This is a genomic window from Type-C symbiont of Plautia stali (assembly GCF_059730935.1).
Map to the genome: position 1 here is coordinate 729,838 of NZ_AP035923.1, position 19,969 is coordinate 749,806.

A 19,969-nucleotide genomic window follows, 5' to 3' on the forward strand; every position below is an offset into this window, starting at 1 on the left:
AGTGATCAGAGAGTTTTCGAAAATGTCGGAACACGATAATCCCCTCAATGTACCCAACGCTCTGCCGGTGGGTTACCGTTTCAATGAGTTTGAAATTAAAGAAGTGATCGGTGGTGGCGGCTTTGGCATTGTTTATCGTGCCTGGGATCATCAGCTGGAGCGTGATATCGCCATCAAAGAGTTTATGCCGGCTTCGCTGGCAGTGCGCAGCGATGACCTGAATCTGGTGCTGCGCAGCGAACGCTTCAGCAAAACCTTTCATGCCGGGCTGAATAGCTTTATTCAGGAGGCGCGCCTGCTGGCCCGCTTCAACCATCCTAATCTGCTGCACGTACTGCGTTTCTGGGTGCAGAACGACACCGCTTATATGGGCACGGTGTTTTACAGCGGCACCACCTTATCGAACCTGCGCGAGCGCAATCCGCAGCTGGTGGATGAAGCCTGGATTCGTCGCCTGCTGCCGCCGCTGCTGGGTGCGATCAAAACCATCCACGACGCTGGTTACCTGCACCGTGATATCTCGCTGGATAACATCCAGATTCAGAGCAGTGGTGAGCCGGTGCTGCTGGACTTTGGCTCCGCGCGTAAAACCATTGGCAACCTGTCGGATGAGAGCGAAACCATGCTGCGTCCGGGCTATGCGCCCATCGAGCAATACAGCGATAACGACGAAAGCGAACAGGGCGCGTGGACGGATATTTACGCGCTGGGCGCGGTGCTGCATACGCTGATCACCGGGGCGCCACCGCCGGTGAGCGTGGTGCGTAGCATTGAAGATAACTACCAGCCGCTGGCCGCGCGCCGCCTGCCGGGCTACTCCCAGGCATTGCTGACGGCGGTAGACCGCGCGCTGGCGCTCAAACCGGAAGATCGGCCGCAGGATATTGATGCCTTTGCCGGGCTGATTGCGCTGCCAGAGCGCGAACCGGAACCGCTGCTGAGCGCCAAAATCAGCGGACCGGGCACCATGCTGGTGCCGGTGGAAGAGGCGAACGAAACCGAAACGCTTTCGCCGGTGAAATCGCTGCTGCGCCATCGCTTTGCGCTGCCGGGGCTGGTGGCCGCGGGTGTACTGGTGGGATTGTGCGTGGGGCTGCTGATGTCCGGGGGCGATGAGCCTGCGGCGCCGGCAGAGACGGTGCAAAACAGCGCGCCAGCTGCTGATCCGGCAGTTTCACCTTCAGCGTCGTCAGCGCCAGCCGCAACGGCAGCGGTAACGCCGGAAAAACCGCGCGAAGCGGAGCCGCAGCCTGCACCGCCGCCGGAGCCGGTCGCGCAGGTTTACATCAAGCTGCAGCAGGGCGAACGCGTCCAGGTGAATGGCAAACCGCAGGCGCTGGTGCCTGCTGCCAACGGTTTTGCCGCGCTGCAGCTGGCGCCAGGCAATTATACCTTTGCCATCAGCGGCCAGGGCGGCACGCGCGAGCAAACGCTGACCATCAGCGAAGAAGGCGTCTGGTTGCTCGATCCACACAGTTAATCATCAGGGATTTATTATGTTCTCACGCATCACCGCACAGCTGCCGATGGACGGCCTGCTGTTCTGGAAACTCACCGGCGCCGAGGCGCTGTCGCAGTCGTTTGAGCTGAACGCCGAGCTGCTGGCCACGGACGCGCGCATCGACCGGCACGCGCTGCTGGGGCAGCCGGTCACGTTCACGCTGCCGACGCAGAGCCTGCTGTCGCCGCGCTACCTCAACGGCAAAATCACGCGGGTGGCGGTGCGCAGCGAGGAGCTGAGCGGGACGCGCTACGCGGTGTACCAGCTGCGGGTGGAGCCGGACCTGTGGCCGATGCGCCGGGACCGCAACCTGCGGATATTCCAGGGTCAGACGGTCCCGCAGATAGTGCAGACGCTGCTGCAGGAGAACGGGGTGAACGTGGAGACGCGGCTGGGCAGCAGCTACCGGGTGTGGGAGTACTGCGTGCAGTACCAGGAGAGCAGCTTCGACTTCATCAGCCGGCTGATGGAGCTGGAGGGGATTTACTACTGGTTCCGCCACGAGGCGGAGCGTCACGTGATGGTGCTGTGCGACGGGGCGGACCAGCACGAGGCGTTCGCGGGCTATGAGACGATACCGTACCACGTGACGGCGTCGGGGGGGAGCGTGACGGAGGAGGGCATCAGCCAGTGGTCGCTGTGCGAGAGCGTGACGCCGGGGATGTACAGCACGGACGACTACGACTTCCGCAAGCCGAACGCGTGGATGCTGCAGGCGCGGCAGAACCCGGTGTCGCCGGTGCCGGGGGCGGTGGACGTGTACGACTGGCCGGGCCATTTTGTCGACCACAGCCACGGGGAGTTTTACACGCGCATCCGGCAGGAGGTGTGGCAGGTTGCGCACCACAGCGTGAGCGGAACGGGGACGGCGACGGGCATCGCGCCGGGGTACCGGTTCGGCATCGTGAACGCGCCGCACTTCAGCGACAACGGGGAGTACCTGGTGACGTCGGCGCGGTACGACTTCGAGGAGAACGGGTACGCGAGCGGCGGCGGCGGTGCGCGGCACAACATCGCGTTCACGGTGCTGCCGTCGTCGGTGACGTACCGCGCGGAGCCGGCGACGGCGTGGCCGAAGACGCACGGTCCGCAGACGGCGAAGGTGGTGGGCCCGGCGGGTGAGTCAATCTGGACGGACCGCTACGGCCGGGTGAAGGTGAAGTTCCACTGGGACCGACTGGCGAAGGGCGACGACACGAGCTCGTGCTGGGTGCGGGTGTCGAGCGCGTGGGCGGGCCAGGGGTTCGGCGGCGTGCAGATCCCGCGGGTGAACGACGAGGTGGTGGTGGACTTCATCAACGGCGACCCGGACCGGCCGCTGATCATCGGTCGCGTGTACAACGAGGCGAGCATGCCGCCGTGGGCGCTGCCGGCGGCGGCGACGCAGATGGGGTTTTTAAGCCGTTCGAAGGACGGCACGGCGGACACGGCAAACGCGCTGCGCTTCGAGGACAAGGCGGGCGAGGAGCAGGTGTGGCTGCATGCTGAGAAAAATATGGACACCGAGGTGGAAAATGATGAAACCCACTCGGTTGGTAGTAATCGCACCAAAACCATCGGCGGCAACGAAACCACTGAGGTCAAAAAGAACCGCACTGAAACCGTCGATCAGAACGAAACCATTACCATTCACCAAAACCGTACGGAAACAGTGGACGGCAATGAAACCATCACCGTGCACAGTAACCGCACTGAAACGGTTGATCAGAATGAAAATGTGCGTATTGGTCAGAATCAGTCAGTGACTATCAATGGCAACCAAACGCTGAAAGTCGACCAAACGAAAACTGAAACGGTCGCATTAGCCTCGATGTTAAATGTCGGGCTGGCGCAGAATACCAACATTGGTGCTGCTTATGTACTCAATGTGGGGGCCGGCTGGATGACTAACGTCGGTGCGATGCAAATGCACAACGTTGGCATGAAATATTCGCTTAATACCGGGCGGGATATTGGCCTTTCAGCAGGAACATCGGCGGAGTTTAGTGCGGAAGACAAGATTACCCTGGTTTGTGGCGAATCGATGATCGTGCTCGAACAGAACGGCACCATTACCATCAGTGCAAACAAAATTAAGCTGGTTGGTGAGAAGGTGATAGACATTGACGGAACGCAGATAGATATCAACTAACTATGGAAAATTTTGTCAACTATAGTGCTTTCCCGGCACAGCTTTTTGAGTCGATAGACCAGCACGATCATGGATTTAGTGTGCTGGTGACACGCGTCAGTTACGATCTGGATATTCACAGCGGCCAACTTACGTTATGCGAAGATCAGGGTGAATTGGTTGAACAGGATGAATATTACGATGAGCCGGGCAGAAGCAGTGTTCGATTCGAGAGCGATCTGGCACCCTATAAGCCGCGTTTGGATGTCATTATCAACGGTAGTGCTCACGCTCCGGAAGGTAAGCCGGCGCGTCATTTCACCGTCGGAGCGCGTATTGGCGATTTTACCCGTTTACTAAACGTGTATGGCCCACGCGAGTGGCGCAAAATGGTGACTAGCTGGCAATTAAGCGAGGCTAAAGCGATCACTGCTCTCGAATTACGTTACGAGCATGCGCAGGGTGGAATGTTCCGCTTAGAGCATGGCGACGAGATTGCATCCGCCACTAACAGCGTCGGTGTTGGCTGGTTACCCGCCAGGGCGCAGAAACAGCTTAAGTTACAGCGTATCGCAGCGCCACAGTTTGAATTACTGCCCCAGCCGATTAAAAACATTGATGATGAAACCTTACCTGCCGGTTTTGGTTTTTATGGTCGTGGCTGGAAACCGCGTATTGGCTTTGCCGGTACTTATGACGAGGCGTGGAAGCAGCAGCGTCATCCTTTTCTGCCGCAGGATTTTCGCTTTGATTATTGGTGTGGCGCTCATCCATGGATGCAGTTTCCATTACCCAAGCCGCTGTCGCATATTCCGGTTACGCTAAAAAACCTTATCTCACAACAGGATAAGCCCGGACAGGAAATCAGTTTTTCAGTCCCGGTTGAAACCTTATTTGCCTTTGTCACCACACAACTGGGGGCTGGAGTAAGCTACGATTTGCAGCTGGACACGCTGGTGATTAATTTGCCCGAGCGCAAAGTGCACTGTACTTATCGCACAGTGTTTTCTGAATTGCTTGAGGCAGCAGTAACAGAGTTACGCTTCATCACTGCAAAGGAACGTAAGGCGATAGTGCAGAAGGCACAACAACAAATCGCGGATACCAATGACGATAGTTTTACCCCGCTGCCGCCTTCACTGGTAGGGCTCATCTCGCAGGAGTCAGGTCATGGCTGATAATTACGCTGCACGCAAGGATGGTGTGTATAAGGTGGTGGGATTACTACCCGATTTGTGTTTCACCCCAGGCATTCAGCCGCCAGTGCCATATCCGGTTACTGCCACACTGGCACCCTCGAAAAGTACAGTGGAAAGCGTACGCTTCAATGGCCACCCGGCATTCGTCTATGACATTAGCTTTGTGCCGACGACTATCGGAGATGCGGCTGGGCGTAATAAGGGCGTAGTCAGCGGTACAGTTGAGGGTGACTGCTGGTCAATTGAGCACAGTCCGGATACCTATATCGGTGGTTTTCCCCTCAACCGCGTACAGGATATCTTTGCCATGAACGGCAAGGCCAAGGGAGGGCGCGGCGGTAATCTGACCAAAAAAGAAACCTGGGAGCGACGCAAGGCGCTGATAGCAAAAGGTAAGCATAGCCGTGACCCAAAAGTTCGGGCAGCCGCTGAAAGGCTGGAACTGAATAATACGGGGATGGAAAAAGCGAGACTTGCAAAACAAGTTTATGAAGCCGACCCAAAGTCCGGAAAAGATATTTTGGAAGGGTGGGATGATATCAGTAATGATAATGCCAGGCTTAAAAATTATGGCTTGAAATCTAAAGATTTAAATATTGCAGGGAATGAAGGGTTTAAAGCACGAGTGTATGAGCCAGATAAAAAAGTTTTTGGTGATGATATGTCCGCCTCAGTGGTATTCCGAGGGACAAGGCCAACTTCTCTTGAAGACTGGAAGAATAATGCTAAACAGGGAATGAACTTACAATCTGATTATTATGAGCAATCTGTCAGAATTGGTAATAAAATCATGATGAGTAAATCCCCTATTGATTGTACAGGTCACTCGTTAGGCGGTGGAATGGCTTCTGCATGCTCAAGAGCAAGTGGCAAATCGGGATGGACATATAACTCTGCTGGGTTGAATAGTAAGACGGTAGAAAAATACGGCGGATTAGGTAAAAGTCCTGACAAAGAAAACATCAATGCATACCGGGTTAAAGGTGAGGTTTTAACTGCTGTGCAGGAGCCTGGTTTTTGGGGCGGTCTTGCTACAATAGGTGTTACATCATTTGCGGGAGCTAAGTTAGGAGGAGTATATGGTGGCCTTGCTGGCGCAGTAGTAGGCAGTGCTTTGGTTGCGCTAACTCCCTCATCTGTAGGTACACGCCATGATATGGATGGCGGTAAAGGTGATCCAATAGCGAGACATGGCATGGAACAAGTAATACCGTGTATAGAAAGTGAAAAGCAAGAGGATGAGGAAGTTTTATCTGCTATTTAACGGGAGTGCAAAATGTTACACTTAAGTGTGAATCAAAGAGTGAAGATGTTCTTTATTTTATTGGTTGTATTATTATCGGCCTTCGGATGTAGCGCAATGAAAAATCAATCTGCTGAGAATTTCTTTTCTGGTACGCAATTGTCCCTTGCTCAGGAAATTGAACGTGGTAACGAACCGGAAGTTAAAAAGCTTGCAATGCAAACCGATCTAAATAAACCCGGCAAGCAAGACATGACGTTATTGTTTTTTGCTTTGCAAAATAGTCATGATAAAGATAGAAAGCACCTGGCAATTGTTTCAGATTTAGTTCGAGCCGGAGCGAATCCGTTGCAACAAATTCCTGATTTTGGTAGCGCAGCTGAAGTTTCAGTGAAATCAGATGATCCTGTTTTCATTGCTGCTCTGATTGATGGCGGGTTGAGCCCAAATGCAGAAGTCGAGGATACTCCGATCATTTTCGGCGCTGCTTCCGAGCATAGCTTAAAGGTCATGAGCTATCTTGTAAAGATGGGGGCAGACGTCAATAAAAAAGATTCACTTGGTCAAACCGTTCTGATTGAATCTTTATCAGGCTTTCAACTGGATAGTGTAATCTGGTTACTGGAGCATGGTGCAGATCCGCGAGTCACAACAGAGAATGGCTGGGGTTTTAATAATATGCTCGCAAAAATTATAGAGCGCCAGTCGAATTCAGGTAACACTGCAAAGTTAGAAGCGATTAAAACTCTGGCTATTAAAAAAGGCATGAAATGGCCTCCAGCTGACTACTGAGTATTTAACGCCGGTAAAAATGATAAAAGGAGGGGGGATGAAATTAATTACTATGGTTTCTATAGTGGCCATATTATTTTCATTTGACTGCGCAGCAGTCACTCAACTATCCCCCTCTAGATTTTTCGATGCAGAACAACTTGAATTGGCTATCATGATAAAGAATCACTCTCTCGATGAGATCAAGAAAAAGGCAGTCTTTACTGATCTTAACTCTCCCGGAAGAGAAGGAATGACACTTTTGATGTACGCGCTTTTAACCGCTACAAACTAAAAAACAGATGCCAGTCTTCAAATCGTAACCGAACTGGTAAAGAAAGGCGCGGATCCGTTGTACATTATTCCTCAATATGGCAGTGCTGCAGATGCTATGGCCCGCTCAAACGATTCCCGCTATCTTAAAGCGTTGATTGCGGGAGGCCTTGATAAAAATGCTGTTAGTAGTGCACGTCCATTGATCATGAACGCAACGTCAGAAAACTCAATGCCTGTGCTGGAATATCTTGTTAGTATAGGTGCCGATGTTAATAAGCCCGATACCGCTGGTAAAACGGCGCTTATTTTTGCTTTGACAAGAATGGACCTCGATCAGGTTGAATACCTCTTACATCATGGCGCCAACCCAAACGCAGTGACAAAAGCGGGATGGGGGTTTAGCAATCTACCCGAAGACATGCTTAAAAAGGAAGGTAAAAACAATGATGCTACGGCACTTAAATTAATGGAAATCAAAAGACTTGCTGTTGCTAAAGGCATGCGGATTTGAGTTTAAATTTTACTGTTGTTACCTCTTAATTTATGGGGTTCTATGATTTCTCCACAAAAGATATTACCTTCAGCCTGAAATCTCAACCTACAGTTTAGTTAGTCACCATTTTAAATGGCGGCTGCGTCAGCGTTACTTTACCTTTTATTAATCTGAAAGTACCCGCACATATCCTTACTCATTAATACCTGAATTTCCTGCACGGAGCTCCAATGGCAACCGGAAACACGATTGGTAAATTACAATATGCGCCTGCGCCCCAGGGTCACGTTACGGCGGGCAGTGCCAACCCGCCAAAAAAGAAAAGCTGGTGGAGCGATTATGGCGACTGGGTGCACACTGGCCTGGATGTCCTTGGCGCAGTACCCGTCATTGGTGCCGTAGCAGACGGCGCTAACGCTGCCATTTATACCGCTGAGGGCGATTATGGCAACGCGGCACTTTCAGCTGCCTCAGCTGCAGCCAACTTTGTGCCTGGGGGTGGAGCCGCTTTTAAAGCGGGTAAGCTGGCAGCGAAAGCTGGCAAAGCGGTTGAGGCGGCAAAAGTCGGGAAAACCGTCGCCAAAGAAAGCACAGCACTGGCTGAAAAGGCTGCAGTGAAGGCAGAAAGTTCTGCGGCCAGAGCAGAAACCAAAGCAGCAAAAAAAGAAGCTGACGAAGTTATTAAAGCGAAAAAGGCCGGCAGTAATAAAGGCGGAAATGATAAAGGGCATGGGCAGAAAAAAACTGAGCCCTGCAAAATTCCGCAGAGGCCATTGCCAGAGGTTGAGATGGCAATTGGTAGTCCGGTAAATCCTTTACTGGGTATTAAATTACTTTTTGACGATCATGATAAAGATTTTTCTTTTCCCGCTGCGGTACCGCTTAACTGGCAGCGTTTGTATTTCTCCGATGAAACAGGTAACGGCTGGTTAGGTCAGGGGTGGTCTTTACCTTTCGCTCAGGAATTACGCAAAGATAACGAACTGCTGATTCTGGTTGATGAACAGGGTCGAGAAATTGATTTTCCCTGGCCACAGCCGGGTCGGGAGCCGCAGTTTCATCGCTATGAGCAGCTATCACTTTCCCAGCCACAGTCGGGCGAGTTTTGCATTTCTGCGCCTGATGAAAGCCAGAACTGGCACTTCACTCATCAGGCAGGAGAGGGCCGCTGGCTACTTTCGGCAATCAGCGATCGCCACGGTAACCGCCTAACTCTGCAGTACAACGCGCAACATCAGCCGATAGTAATTACTGACAGTGCAGGGCGACGCTTCAATATTACATTTACCCGACTGATGCTTGATGAAGATCGAAGCGTTGAACGTATCACTGCCGTAAGCGTTTGTTATCCATCTGCCCCCCTGAGTGCCGAAAAGCTCTGCAGCTATGATTATTCTTCTGAAGGAGATTTAAGTGCTGTTCGCAATGAGCATGATGAGGTGCTGCGTGAATTTCGTTATCGAAATCATGTAATGGTGGCACATCGTCGAGGGGGCGAACTTGAGTGTTTCTATCACTACGATAAACACGCACCGGATGGCAAAGTACTGGCGCATCGTGACAGCCTTGGCGGTGAATGGCGTTTCGAGTACGCCAGTAACAGTACAACCATCACTGACGCATTGGGCCGCGTCACGCGCTATGACTTTGACGATAACCACGAGTTAACCGGTTTTCGAGATGCTTCGGGCGGCTATATCCGCATTCGCCGTAACGCGCGTGGACAGATCATACAGCTTACTAATCAGGCTTGCCGCGTGACGCGTTATCGCTATGATGAGCGCGGTAACTGCACTGCCGTTATCGAACCGGATGGCCAGACGACACGCTTTGACTACCATGCTCGCTGGAACCTGCCAGTGCGGGTTACAAACATGCTGGGCGGTATTCGCGAATACCATTATGACGTTGCAGGCAGCCTGATTCGTTTCACTGATGAGATTGGCCGCATTACCGAATATAACCATGACGATCAGGGTAACCTGGTTCGTATCCGCGACGCGGCAGCAGGTGTTCAAAAGCTGAGCTGGAACAGTGCCGGCTTTTTAACTAGCCATACCGATTGTTCCGGACGCACCACATGCTTTGATTATGATAAGTACGGCTGGCTCAGGCAGCAAACTGATGCCGCAGGCAACGTTACCACTCTTTATAACAGTCGTGATGGCCTGCCACAGCGCATTGTGCATGCGGATGGCGGTGTCGAGCGCTTCGAGTTTGACCGCTGGCAGCGCCTGACAGCCTGGTATGACGCACAGAATCAGGCAACACGCTGGACGCTGGCGGGGGACGGTCTGCCGTTGACGCGAACAGATGCGCTCGGTAACCCTATTAGCTATGAATACGATCGCGCACGTCGCCTGGTTGCTCTCATCAATGAAAATGGCACGCGCTATAGCTTCAGTTACGATGTTCATAACAATCTGATCTGTGAACAGAGGTTCGATGGTTCTGCCACCTATTATGAATATGATGCCAGTGGAAATGCGCTGACGCGTACCGAGCGAGGCGACGGCAGCGGCGCGGAAATTCGCACGCGTTATCGGCGCGATAACTGCGGCAGGCTGCTTGAGAAGCTGGTGGCACGCGGCGGAGATGCAAAGTGGCAGCGTACCCGCTTCAGTTACGATGCGCTGGGACGTCTGACAACTGGCGTCAATCACGGCGGACGTGTGGAGCTGGAATGGGATGATGCCAGCCAGTTGCTGGCGGAGCGCAGCCTGATTCGTGGTATTAATTACGAGCTGCGCCATCAGTATGACGAGCTGGGTAACCGTACTCATACCAGGCTACCGGACGGTCGTGAGCTGAGTAACCTTTATTATGGCAGCGGTCACCGCGTCCAGGTCAATTTTGGTGGCCGCGTCATCAGTGAAAGCGAACGTGACATACTGCACCGTGAGGTGCGCCGTACCCAGGGAGCGCTGGCCAGCGAGTATGTTCATGATGAAATGAGCCGGCTGGTAAGCCAGCGCGCTATGCGCGGTGACAGCACTGCGGTGGCACGTGATTATGTATGGCAACGCAACGGCCAGCTAATGCAGATGGTCGATCACTACACCGGTGACCACCGCTACGAATATGACGCACTGGGCCGACTCACGCGAGCGCAGGATGAGCGGTTTGCTTTTGACCCCGCACATAATTTGCTGAATGAGGTCGGCGCGCCGCCGTTGAAGGATAACCGTCTAAGGGTGCACGAAGACCGGCGCTGGGCGTATGACAGCTTTGGCAACGTGGCTGAGAAGCGCATTGGTCGGCATACGGTGCAACAGTTTTCCTGGAACGCCGAGCACCAGCTGACAGAGGCGGTAAGCACGCGTAACGGCACAGAACAGCGCACTACTTACGGCTACGATGCGTTCGGCCGACGCAGCTGGAAACGTGACGCCTTTGGCGTGACGTGTTTTATCTGGGACGGCAACCGTCTGCTGAGCGAAGTGCGTGGCTCGCGCCAGCATATCTGGATTTATGAAGACGAGAGCTTCGCACCACTGGCACAGATCAGTCTGCAGCAGGGTGAAACGGAGCACGCAGCGCAGGTACACTGGTATCACAATGACGTTGCGGGCATGCCGCGTGAGCTGACCAGTGGGGATGGTAGTGTAGCGTGGCGGGCAGAGTACCGTGCGTGGGGCAACACGGTGCGGGTAGAGCATGCTCAGACGCGCCATGCTGAGCCGGTACACCAGCCGCTGCGCTATCAGGGCCAGTACTACGATGCAGAAACGGGTTTGCACTATAACCGGTTCCGCTACTATGATCCGGATGCGGGACGGTTCATCAGTCAGGACCCGATAGGGCTGGCGGGTGGGCTGAATCTTTATCAGTATGCGCCGAACCCGCTCAGTTGGATTGATCCGTTGGGGTTGAGTAAATGTAAGGTTATCGAAGCAAAGAATCGACGCGAGGCTATAAACCTGGCTAGACAACATTCTCAAGTCCCAAGGAATTCAAGAGGCGGAAAAGATATTCATATTGATGAACTGAATGCAACCAGCCAAGGTAAGAATTGGTCAATGATGAAATCTAAAGGTGCCACAAAGCTGGGTCGAGAATACAAGTATGGTCCAAATAAATGGTTCGAACATCCAGATGGACACCCAGATGCGGGTTTACCTAATATACCAAAACATCATGATTCAGGTCATGTGCATTCAGTGAACTCTAAGGGTGAAGAGGTTATATTTACATGGTGAAGAATGAAAGGGTAATAAAATTCCCAGTACCAGACTGGAAAAGGTTGTTTTCAAAGGAGTTTGATAAAATCACAACCTGTTTCTGCTATCAATATGATATTGATGACAATTTTTATGGGCCTTATGGTTTTGACTCATCTATCGCTAAAAAAATCATTAATGATTTCATAAGTGATTTTGTTTTTTATGATGTTGTTGAAAGAAAGTTAATTAACGTTAATAACGTTTATAGGAATGGATTGTATGTTTCCTCAGATGGAAACTCCATAGGTAAAGAAATTGAAATTTATTCAATGGCTGTTAAGAAAAATGAATTAAGGAAGAGAAGGGGGTTGAATGAAATTGAGGTTGAAAAAAAACCTATATTGTTAAGCGTGGATAGTGAATGTAAAATCCCAAATAAAGTCATTGCTCACTTGTTAAATAATCATATTCCTTTTTTTATTGTGAATAGTTACATGCCTGAAGCCGGTAAAAGCATAATGATTTTTTCAGAGGAAGTGGTTAAGCGGTTTTTGGATGTTGTGAGAAAATATAATGTTGATATTTGTGCGGTAGATAATATAGATTTGATGAAGTCATGGTGAGGAGTTTAATCTAAAACTGTGATTTTTATTAAGTCAATGTTGGGTTGTCTTGGCAATACTAAGCAGAATCGCTACAACGTAAGCCGCGCAATTGGGGACAGGATACGGGGTATTATTACTACCGTTTCCGCTAATATGGTTGGGATGTTGGCCGGTTCATCAGTCAGGACCCGATAGGGCTGGCGGGTGGGCTGAATCTTTATCAGTATGCGCCGAACCCGCTGGCATGGATTGATCCGTTGGGCTTGGCAAGAAAATGTGGCCACGCGGAACAAGCATCTGAGCTTGGTTATTCAGAAATCAATGAGAGATCCAATGGGCAGCCCGTATTCGTTAATAAAAAAGCACCAAATAAACTTGGATATATTACACCTGACGTTGATCAGCATAATGGCGGTTTTTGGAAAGCTGCAGATAGCGTGAAAAACCCAGGAAGTCGTAGGACAAGAACGGGAACATTTGATATGAATATGATTAGCGATTGATGCATACTTCATTAAGAATAACAAAATATCATGGTTATGATGCTGAAGGTAATTTGACCTCGCCGGAAAATGAATGGACTAGTTATTTTGATGTGGGGAACAAGGTTAGTCTGGAAGATTATATATTATTGGAAGATGAATACATTAATTTTGTCATTTCATTATGTTCTTTATTAAGTGTTGAGAAGTTGACTGTATCCGAATTGGAAATTTTTGATGAGGCCGGGCTTCTTAAGTACCCTGAGTCATTAGCGATAAACGAGTTGCCGTTATTAATAAGAGACGTATTAAGAGAAAAAATATGGTGCAAACTTCTCTCTGATGATCTAGAAGTACATTTTGGCTATGATTTTTATATGTACGTTGTTTGTCCTTTATCATGTGATTTTATAAAATCAAAGATAAAGACAAATCTCAATGTTGAGGCTTTCCAGTCTCCATATCTCTAGATCCAACACGATTTATATGAGTGGGTGGTTTTCTTTACATATAGTTGAATGTAATGGATAACAGATTTTTTATTTTCAAGAATTTCATTTTTAAGCTTGCTGCAATTCACCTAGAGTCTCGTGCTTCAGCGATAAATTCGACGATGGTTTTATAATGCTCCGGTCATTTCTGGTGAGGAAAAATGTTTAAGAATGACTAAAGATTGTGTCAGTAAATCAAAAAGATCCTAAGGCTTGATTAGTATTTAAAATACTAGAAGTTGTTTGGGGATGGATGATTTTTTTAAACCAGAACGTCCTGAAATAATCAATAAGGTGCCGGGTTAGTTAAATAATGGGATGCTTCTAAAGGTGATAAACGTACATGCTATGACCAGATAGACCATACTGAAAATATACGAAGTGTGTCTCCAAAGCATGTTGCTCATGAAAACAATTATCGTATGTTTGATATTGATGGTAATTATAAGTAAGGCGGTGGTGTTTTGAGTATTCAACCTCAATGCGGTGATATAATTAATAAAATATCAAATATATTAGCAGGTGACGCAAATAGAGATGATGTGTCTGAATGGGCACTTAATATGTTCGATGATGACTGATTAAGATTATATGACCCCATAGTTTTAAAATATCTGAAATTGCCAGGAGCTGTTGATTTACCTTCTTCAGATCGGGATTTTTTATATACGGATGATGATCTTCGCCACTGGATAACTGAAATCGAGAATCAATAATACTAGCCGGAAGCGATCTAAACGATCCTTCCGGCTTTTTCTCTTTAGCTGGCAGTTGTCAGGATCCGGCTGACCTATCCAACCTTCACCGTCATTCTGTGACCCATCCCTAACTCCATCTCACAAGGTGAAACGGAGCACGCAGCGCAGGTACACTGGTATCACAATGACGTTGCAGGCATGCCGCGTGAGCTGACCAGTGCGGATGGTAGTGTAGCGTGGCGGGCAGAGTACCGGGCGTGGGACAACACGGTGCGGGTAGAGCATGCGCAGACGCGCCATGCCGAGCCGGTACACCAGCCGCTGTGATATCAGGGCCAGTACTACGATGCAGAAACGGGTTTGCACTATAACTGGTTCCGCTACGATGATCCGGATGCGGGGCGGTTCATCAGTCAGGACCCGATAGGGCTGGCGGGTGGGCTGAATCTTTATCAGTATGCGCCGAACCCGCTGAACTGGATCGATCCGCTGGGGTTAACTAAGTGTAAAGATAGTTATGAGCAAGCCAGAAACAAAGCACTAAAGTGGCTTGAAGAAAGAGGCTTCAAGGCTGAAAAAGTTAACACAGGGAAGTTTGGATCTATCAGAGGCAAGCCTGTAGGAATGACGACTGCAGATGGTAAAACCGGATTCAGAATAGAATATGATGAGCGTAGTGGCGCTCATATAAATGTATTCAGCGGTTAAGAAAAAGGTGAGCATTATCTATTTGAAGCTACGGAGTCATCGGTGAAAAGACTGCAGAGATTATTTGACTTGCCATCAAAATTATGGAGAGCAAAGTGACTTTAGAACAGGATGTGTTATCAGATATGGATGGCTTTTCTCCAAGGCCAATAATTATTAATGAATGGAAGCCTGTTGCGGATATTCTTTCTGAAGCTTTTCAATGGAAAGGTTCAAAAATTGATTGGGATTCTTTATTAAGACATGCTGAACGATCAATTGAATTTGATTCCATGCAGGTTGATTTTGATGTTAAAGAGTTCATAAAAGATAGTGGCTTATATGAATTCTTAAACAAAAAGGATAAAATTTACTATATTAATGATTCCTCACTTGATTTTGCGGTTTCTCTGGAACCGAAGATTTTCCTTGAGTTTGTGGTTTATGTGATTAACAATATTCCTCAGCATCACTATTTTTTTGAGGAAAGTGCAAAATGGTGCTTAGCTATCACTTCTGAAGGTTATATTGATTTCGGTGTTAGGAATTAGTTATTGCAGCCATTAATTGTGATTAGAGCCTGTAAGTAATTATTTATAACACACCCAATGCTTAAAGGTTAGCGCTCATGGGTCTACATTATTCAATGATCTGAAATTCATTGCCTGTCGCCAGTACTGAATCGGCAAATCTATTTTTGACGCATCCTTCATAGTCAGATAAATAGTATTTTGCACTGATTTATTAATAGAGAACACCTGGCCTTTCTTTATCTGTGCTTGGATCATGCTGTTTAACTATCCGATAGCGTTAGTTGTATTGATAGCTTTGGGCTTATCCGGCGGATAATTGATTAACCTTTTATCAGGTTTAGTATTACGATGCGGAAACAAGTTTACACTATAACCGGTTCCGCTAATGTGATCCGGATGCGGGGCGGTTCATCAGCCAGCACCCGCTAGGGCTGGCGGGTGGGCTGAATCTTTATCAGCATACGCCGAGCCCGCTCAGCTTAATTGATCCGCTGGGGTTAAGAAAATGTGATCCTGAAAAATGGGATGTAAGTTCTCATCAAAGTAATAAAATGCTGTTAAAGGTAAAAATCCTGGACTGCACTCTCATCATGTTGGTCAGAAGAATATTATGAAAGATCCGGTTGAAGGATATGATCCTGCGACAGCTTCAGCCATGTTAGTTCCTCTTGTCGGCCACACCGTATCTAAAGAAGGATTAGGCATTGTATCCAGAACTTAAATAAATCCCAAGACTGGATTGCCATTTATAAATGCCAGGGGGCGTAGCGAGAAATATATGAAATTTAAGAAGGATATATACTGAGATACCATATAGTAAACTTGAGAAACTTATCGAGTTGAACAAGCCTATGTACCCTAGTATAAGATAAGGAGGTGTGTATGAATCTTGATGAAAAAGTAGTTAATGCTATCTTCAAAGAGTTGTTTGAAGATAACTCAGAGCGTTATAAGCAGTCTCTCAGCAAACCAGTAAATAATGATACTGATACCTATGGTAAAGCAAGAAATGCTCTGTCTAATTTAAGTGTGGTAGAAAGAGAGTGTATATTTAAATTTATAGATCTCGTGATCGCCGATAGTGCTTCGGTAATATTAGGTGCTCTGGATTGTTCTCATTATCCTGATGATATTGATGGTGATTTCATTGTGACCTATAAAGATGTTGAAATACAGGGGAGTCTGCAAGATATATTTATAGAGAAAGCTGAAAATAAAGGTATATATAATTAAAAAAGCCGGAAGCGATCTTAACGATCCTTCCGGCTTTTTCTCTTTAGCTGCCAGTCGTCAGAATCAGGCTGTCCTGTCCAACCTTCACCGTCACTCTGTATCCCATCCCAGCCAGCCACCTCCCGGCAATATTAATCTGCGACGTGCTTCTATAGAGAGCTATCTGCCTCAACCCTCTTTCCTCTCCGTCTCCACATTCTCCGCCGCCGTCTCTTCCTCTTTATCCTCTTTCACCGTTCTGCTGGCCGTCAGCAGGAACGGTGATTGCTGCCAGCGGGTGCGGCGGTCGCGCAGCAGGGTACGGGTCAGGATAATGCCGATCGCCAGCGCCAGCAGCATCATCAGGCGCAGAATATTGGTGGTGTTATCCACCTGACGCGATTCCGTCACCAGCACATGGGTATCCAGCGTAATACGCAGAAAACCCTGCGGACCCTCTTTCCCTTCCAGCGGCTGGACAATCTGATGATTGAAATAGCTACCGGCACGTTTACCGTCGAGCGCCAGGCGGTCGCGCACATTAATGCTCTCACCGCTGTGGGCCACCAGGCTGCCGTCGTCGGCATAGACCGAAGCGTCCAGCACACGGCTGTTATCCGTCATCTGATTCAGGATGGCTTCAATCTGCGTGCGGTTATCGTCGCTGTTGTCCATCAGCGGTTTCAGGCTGAACGCCACCTGGCGCGTCAGCGTGTGCGCCAGTTCCTCGACCTGTTCGGAACGGGCCATCTGATGGCCAAGACTAAACCATGACGCGCCCTGCATCAGCACCACTAACAGCGCCAGCGAGATAAGAACGATCACCGTGCGATGCAGGCGAAATTTCAGTGCGGTTTTGACCATCAGAAACCCGTGTGACGTAACAGCAGAAAGGCTGGCAATTATGTTGCCAGAACCCGCGCAGACAAGGTAGCCTCTTGCGTGGTTTTGTTGTCCCTACAGGAGCTGTAATGCCAAATCGTCTTACCTGGTGCGATCTGCCCGCCGATGTCTCTCTTTGGCCGGGTTTACCCCTTTCCCTGAGCGGTGATGAAGTGATGCCGCTGGATTACCGTGCCGGTCGGACTGGCTGGTTACTGTATGGGCGCGGGCTCGATAAACAAAAACTGACCGATTATCAGCATCAGCTGGGCGCGGCGATGGTGATCGTCAGCGCGTGGAATGTCGATGAGTATCAGGTAATCCGTCTGGCGGGCTCGCTGACACCGCGTGCCAGCAAGCTGGCGCATGAGGCTGGCTTTGATGTGGCGCCGCTTGGCAAAATCCCCCATCTGAAAACGCCAGGGCTGCTGGTAATGGACATGGATTCCACCGCCATCCAGATCGAGTGCATCGATGAGATCGCCAAACTGGCGGGCTGTGGCGAGCAGGTGGCGGAAGTGACGGAACGCGCGATGCGCGGCGAGCTGGATTTTAAAGCCAGCCTGCGCGAGCGCGTGGCGAAGCTGGCCGGCGCTGACGCCAACATCCTGAAGCAGGTGCGCGATACGCTGCCGCTGATGCCGGGCCTGACCACGCTGGTGCACAAGTTGCAGGCGCTGGGCTGGCAGGTAGCGATTGCCTCGGGCGGTTTCACCTTCTATGCCGATCACCTGCGGCAGACGCTGCATCTGGCCGCTGCGGTAGCCAACGAACTGGAAATGCGTGACGGTAAGCTGACCGGCGAAGTGCTGGGGCAAATCGTCGACGCGCAATTTAAAGCCGATACCCTGAACAGTCTGGCCCAGCGCTTTGACATCGCACCGGAACAAACCGTGGCGATTGGCGATGGTGCTAACGATCTGCCGATGATTAAAACCGCGGCGCTGGGTATCGCCTATCATGCTAAACCCAAAGTGAATGAGCAGACGGAAGTGATTATCCGCCACGCTGACCTGATGGGAGTGTTCTGCATTCTCACCGGCAGCCTGATTCACGAAGAGCGTTAACTGAGGATTTGATTTGGCCAAAGCGGCAAAACGCGCCTTCGTCTGTAACGAATGCGGCGCTGACTATCCGCGCTGGCAGGGGCAATGCAGCGCCTGCCACGCCTGGAATACCATTACCGAGGTGCGCATTGCCGCCTCGCCTGCGGCCGCGCGCAATGAGCGCCTGAGCGGCTATGCCGGTAGCGCCGGCACCAGCCGGGTGCAGAAGCTGTCGGAGATCAGTCTGGAAGCGCTGCCGCGTTTCTCGACCAGTTTTAAAGAGTTTGACCGCGTGCTGGGCGGTGGCGTGGTGCCGGGCAGCGCGATACTGATTGGCGGTAACCCTGGTGCCGGTAAATCAACGCTGCTGTTGCAGGTGATGTGTAAGCTGGCGGAAGGGATGAAAACCCTGTACGTCACCGGTGAAGAGTCGCTGCAACAGGTAGCGATGCGCGCCCATCGTCTGGGATTACCGACGGAAAACCTCAATATGCTGTCGGAAACCAGCATTGAGCAGATCTGCCTGATCGCCGAGCAGGAGCAGCCGAAGCTGATGGTGATCGACTCGATCCAGGTGATGCACATGGCGGAGATCCAGTCATCGCCGGGCAGCGTGGCGCAGGTGCGGGAAACCGCCGCTTACCTGACGCGCTTCGCCAAGACGCGCGGCGTGGCGATCATCATGGTCGGTCACGTCACCAAGGATGGCTCGCTGGCTGGTCCGAAGGTGCTGGAGCACTGTATCGACTGTTCGGTGCTGCTGGATGGCGATGCCGATTCGCGCTTCCGCACGCTGCGCAGCCACAAAAACCGCTTTGGCGCGGTGAATGAGCTGGGCGTCTTTGCCATGACAGAGCAGGGCATGCGCGAAGTCAGCAACCCGTCTGCTATCTTTTTATCACGCGGCGATGAGATCACCTCGGGCAGTTCGGTGATGGTGGTCTGGGAGGGCACGCGCCCGCTGCTGGTTGAGATTCAGGCGCTGGTGGACCATTCGATGATGGGCAATCCGCGCCGCGTGGCGGTTGGGCTGGAGCAGAACCGTCTGGCGATTCTGCTGGCGGTGCTGCACCGTCACGGCGGCCTGCAGATGGCCGATCAGGATGTGTTTGTGAACGTGGTCGGCGGCGTCAAAGTCACCGAGACCAGTGCAGACCTGGCGCTGCTGCTGGCGATGGTGTCGAGCCTGCGCGATCGCCCGCTGCCACAGGATCTGGTGATTTTTGGCGAAGTCGGGCTGGCCGGGGAGATTCGTCCGGTGCCGAGCGGCCAGGAGCGCATTTCCGAAGCGGCCAAGCACGGCTTTAAGCGCGCCATTGTGCCGGCAGGGAATGCGCCGAAGAAGGCGATTGACGGTATGAAGGTGTATAGCGCGAAGAAACTGGCGGACGCGCTGGCGATTCTGGACGAGCTGTAAGGCGGGTTGTTGGGGAGGGGGTTTTGCTTGTGGCGTGGCCTGTGCTCGACCTTTGCCTTTATCTTTGCCCTCACCCTAACCCTCTCCCGCTGGGCGGGAGAGGGAACCGTTCGCAGGGGCGGGAAGTACGGTACCGATCTGTTGTTAACCGCTCAGTTCA

At 50.7% G+C, this 19,969-nt stretch carries 15 protein-coding genes and 4 pseudogenes; 18 read left to right on the forward strand and 1 reads right to left on the reverse strand.

Translation table 11 applies throughout. From position 1 onward, the window contains the following. Window positions 1–22: 22 nt before the first annotated feature. From AC6I7J_RS03400 to AC6I7J_RS03475, 16 genes and pseudogenes are all read left to right on the forward strand, one after another. Window positions 23–1,480, forward strand: a complete 1,458-nt coding sequence (locus AC6I7J_RS03400; protein ID WP_498006827.1) for a serine/threonine protein kinase — start codon at window positions 23–25, stop codon at window positions 1,478–1,480. 16 nt (window positions 1,481–1,496) lie between these two features. Then, complete coding sequence (locus AC6I7J_RS03405) at window positions 1,497–3,632, forward strand: type VI secretion system Vgr family protein (RefSeq protein ID WP_021506800.1); 2,136 nt, start codon at window positions 1,497–1,499, stop codon at window positions 3,630–3,632. Between the two features lie 2 nt (window positions 3,633–3,634). Continuing rightward, complete coding sequence (locus tag AC6I7J_RS03410; RefSeq protein WP_128603062.1) at window positions 3,635–4,789, forward strand: DUF2169 family type VI secretion system accessory protein; 1,155 nt, start codon at window positions 3,635–3,637, stop codon at window positions 4,787–4,789. Further along, window positions 4,782–6,074, forward strand: coding sequence for a DUF4150 domain-containing protein (locus AC6I7J_RS03415; RefSeq protein WP_498006830.1), 1,293 nt, complete (start codon window positions 4,782–4,784; stop codon window positions 6,072–6,074). Before AC6I7J_RS03410 ends, AC6I7J_RS03415 begins: the two co-directional genes overlap by 8 nt. Window positions 6,075–6,086: 12 nt before the next feature. Further along, on the forward strand, window positions 6,087–6,845 hold the full coding sequence (locus AC6I7J_RS03420; protein ID WP_498006832.1) for an ankyrin repeat domain-containing protein: 759 nt from the start codon (window positions 6,087–6,089) through the stop codon (window positions 6,843–6,845). 37 nt (window positions 6,846–6,882) lie between these two features. Continuing rightward, complete coding sequence (locus tag AC6I7J_RS03425; protein ID WP_498006834.1) at window positions 6,883–7,119, forward strand: hypothetical protein; 237 nt, start codon at window positions 6,883–6,885, stop codon at window positions 7,117–7,119. 57 nt (window positions 7,120–7,176) lie between these two features. Beyond that, the gene (locus AC6I7J_RS03430; protein ID WP_498006836.1) at window positions 7,177–7,611 is read left to right on the forward strand and encodes an ankyrin repeat domain-containing protein; all 435 of its coding nucleotides are present in this window, start codon (window positions 7,177–7,179) and stop codon (window positions 7,609–7,611) included. A gap of 212 nt (window positions 7,612–7,823) precedes the next feature. Further along, on the forward strand, window positions 7,824–11,792 hold the full coding sequence (locus AC6I7J_RS03435) for an RHS repeat-associated core domain-containing protein (RefSeq protein ID WP_498006838.1): 3,969 nt from the start codon (window positions 7,824–7,826) through the stop codon (window positions 11,790–11,792). Further along, window positions 11,786–12,379, forward strand: a complete 594-nt coding sequence (locus AC6I7J_RS03440) for a hypothetical protein (protein WP_498006840.1) — start codon at window positions 11,786–11,788, stop codon at window positions 12,377–12,379. The genes AC6I7J_RS03435 and AC6I7J_RS03440 overlap by 7 nt, the downstream gene beginning before the upstream one ends. A 104-nt stretch (window positions 12,380–12,483) precedes the next feature. Further along, a pseudogene (locus tag AC6I7J_RS03445) lies at window positions 12,484–12,864 on the forward strand (toxin C-terminal domain-containing protein); the annotation flags it as partial. Beyond that, a complete protein-coding gene (locus tag AC6I7J_RS03450) occupies window positions 12,864–13,313 on the forward strand; it encodes a hypothetical protein (RefSeq protein ID WP_498006842.1) in 450 nt (149 codons plus the stop codon). The pseudogene AC6I7J_RS03445 and the gene AC6I7J_RS03450, both read left to right, overlap by 1 nt. A gap of 851 nt (window positions 13,314–14,164) precedes the next feature. Further along, window positions 14,165–14,539 (forward strand): annotated as a pseudogene (locus tag AC6I7J_RS03455) (RHS repeat-associated core domain-containing protein); the annotation flags it as partial. Beyond that, window positions 14,540–14,740, forward strand: a pseudogene (locus AC6I7J_RS03460) (hypothetical protein); the annotation flags it as partial. It lies immediately after the preceding pseudogene. A gap of 95 nt (window positions 14,741–14,835) precedes the next feature. Continuing rightward, a complete protein-coding gene (locus AC6I7J_RS03465) occupies window positions 14,836–15,270 on the forward strand; it encodes a type IV secretion protein Rhs (protein WP_498006844.1) in 435 nt (144 codons plus the stop codon). Window positions 15,271–15,593: 323 nt separating this feature from the next. Beyond that, window positions 15,594–16,124 (forward strand): annotated as a pseudogene (locus AC6I7J_RS03470) (RHS repeat-associated core domain-containing protein); the annotation flags it as partial. A gap of 10 nt (window positions 16,125–16,134) precedes the next feature. Next, entirely contained in the window at window positions 16,135–16,485 is a 351-nt protein-coding gene (locus AC6I7J_RS03475; protein ID WP_498006846.1) for a hypothetical protein, read from the forward strand. 168 nt (window positions 16,486–16,653) lie between these two features. Here the strand turns inward: AC6I7J_RS03475 and AC6I7J_RS03480 are convergent, their stop codons facing one another. Beyond that, a complete protein-coding gene (locus AC6I7J_RS03480; protein ID WP_498006848.1) occupies window positions 16,654–17,328 on the reverse strand; it encodes a YtjB family periplasmic protein in 675 nt (224 codons plus the stop codon). A 107-nt stretch (window positions 17,329–17,435) separates the two neighbouring features. Between AC6I7J_RS03480 and serB the strand changes: the two genes are divergently transcribed. Both serB and radA read left to right on the forward strand, forming a co-directional pair. After that, entirely contained in the window at window positions 17,436–18,413 is a 978-nt protein-coding gene (serB, locus tag AC6I7J_RS03485) for a phosphoserine phosphatase (protein WP_021506809.1), read from the forward strand. A gap of 13 nt (window positions 18,414–18,426) precedes the next feature. Continuing rightward, window positions 18,427–19,809: a DNA repair protein RadA gene (radA, locus tag AC6I7J_RS03490; protein WP_021506810.1), complete on the forward strand. Its 1,383-nt coding sequence runs from the start codon at window positions 18,427–18,429 to the stop codon at window positions 19,807–19,809. Window positions 19,810–19,969 lie beyond the last annotated feature (160 nt).

Coding starts and splice junctions, on each gene's coding strand:
- AC6I7J_RS03400 (WP_498006827.1), top strand. CDS start 23: ATGTCGGAACACGATAATCCCCTCAATGTACCCAACGCTCTGCCGGTG.
- AC6I7J_RS03405 (WP_021506800.1), top strand. CDS start 1,497: ATGTTCTCACGCATCACCGCACAGCTGCCGATGGACGGCCTGCTGTTC.
- AC6I7J_RS03410 (WP_128603062.1), top strand. CDS start 3,635: ATGGAAAATTTTGTCAACTATAGTGCTTTCCCGGCACAGCTTTTTGAG.
- AC6I7J_RS03415 (WP_498006830.1), top strand. CDS start 4,782: ATGGCTGATAATTACGCTGCACGCAAGGATGGTGTGTATAAGGTGGTG.
- AC6I7J_RS03420 (WP_498006832.1), top strand. CDS start 6,087: ATGTTACACTTAAGTGTGAATCAAAGAGTGAAGATGTTCTTTATTTTA.
- AC6I7J_RS03425 (WP_498006834.1), top strand. CDS start 6,883: ATGAAATTAATTACTATGGTTTCTATAGTGGCCATATTATTTTCATTT.
- AC6I7J_RS03435 (WP_498006838.1), top strand. CDS start 7,824: ATGGCAACCGGAAACACGATTGGTAAATTACAATATGCGCCTGCGCCC.
- AC6I7J_RS03440 (WP_498006840.1), top strand. CDS start 11,786: ATGGTGAAGAATGAAAGGGTAATAAAATTCCCAGTACCAGACTGGAAA.
- AC6I7J_RS03450 (WP_498006842.1), top strand. CDS start 12,864: ATGCATACTTCATTAAGAATAACAAAATATCATGGTTATGATGCTGAA.
- AC6I7J_RS03475 (WP_498006846.1), top strand. CDS start 16,135: ATGAATCTTGATGAAAAAGTAGTTAATGCTATCTTCAAAGAGTTGTTT.
- AC6I7J_RS03480 (WP_498006848.1), bottom strand. CDS start 17,328: ATGGTCAAAACCGCACTGAAATTTCGCCTGCATCGCACGGTGATCGTT.
- serB (WP_021506809.1), top strand. CDS start 17,436: ATGCCAAATCGTCTTACCTGGTGCGATCTGCCCGCCGATGTCTCTCTT.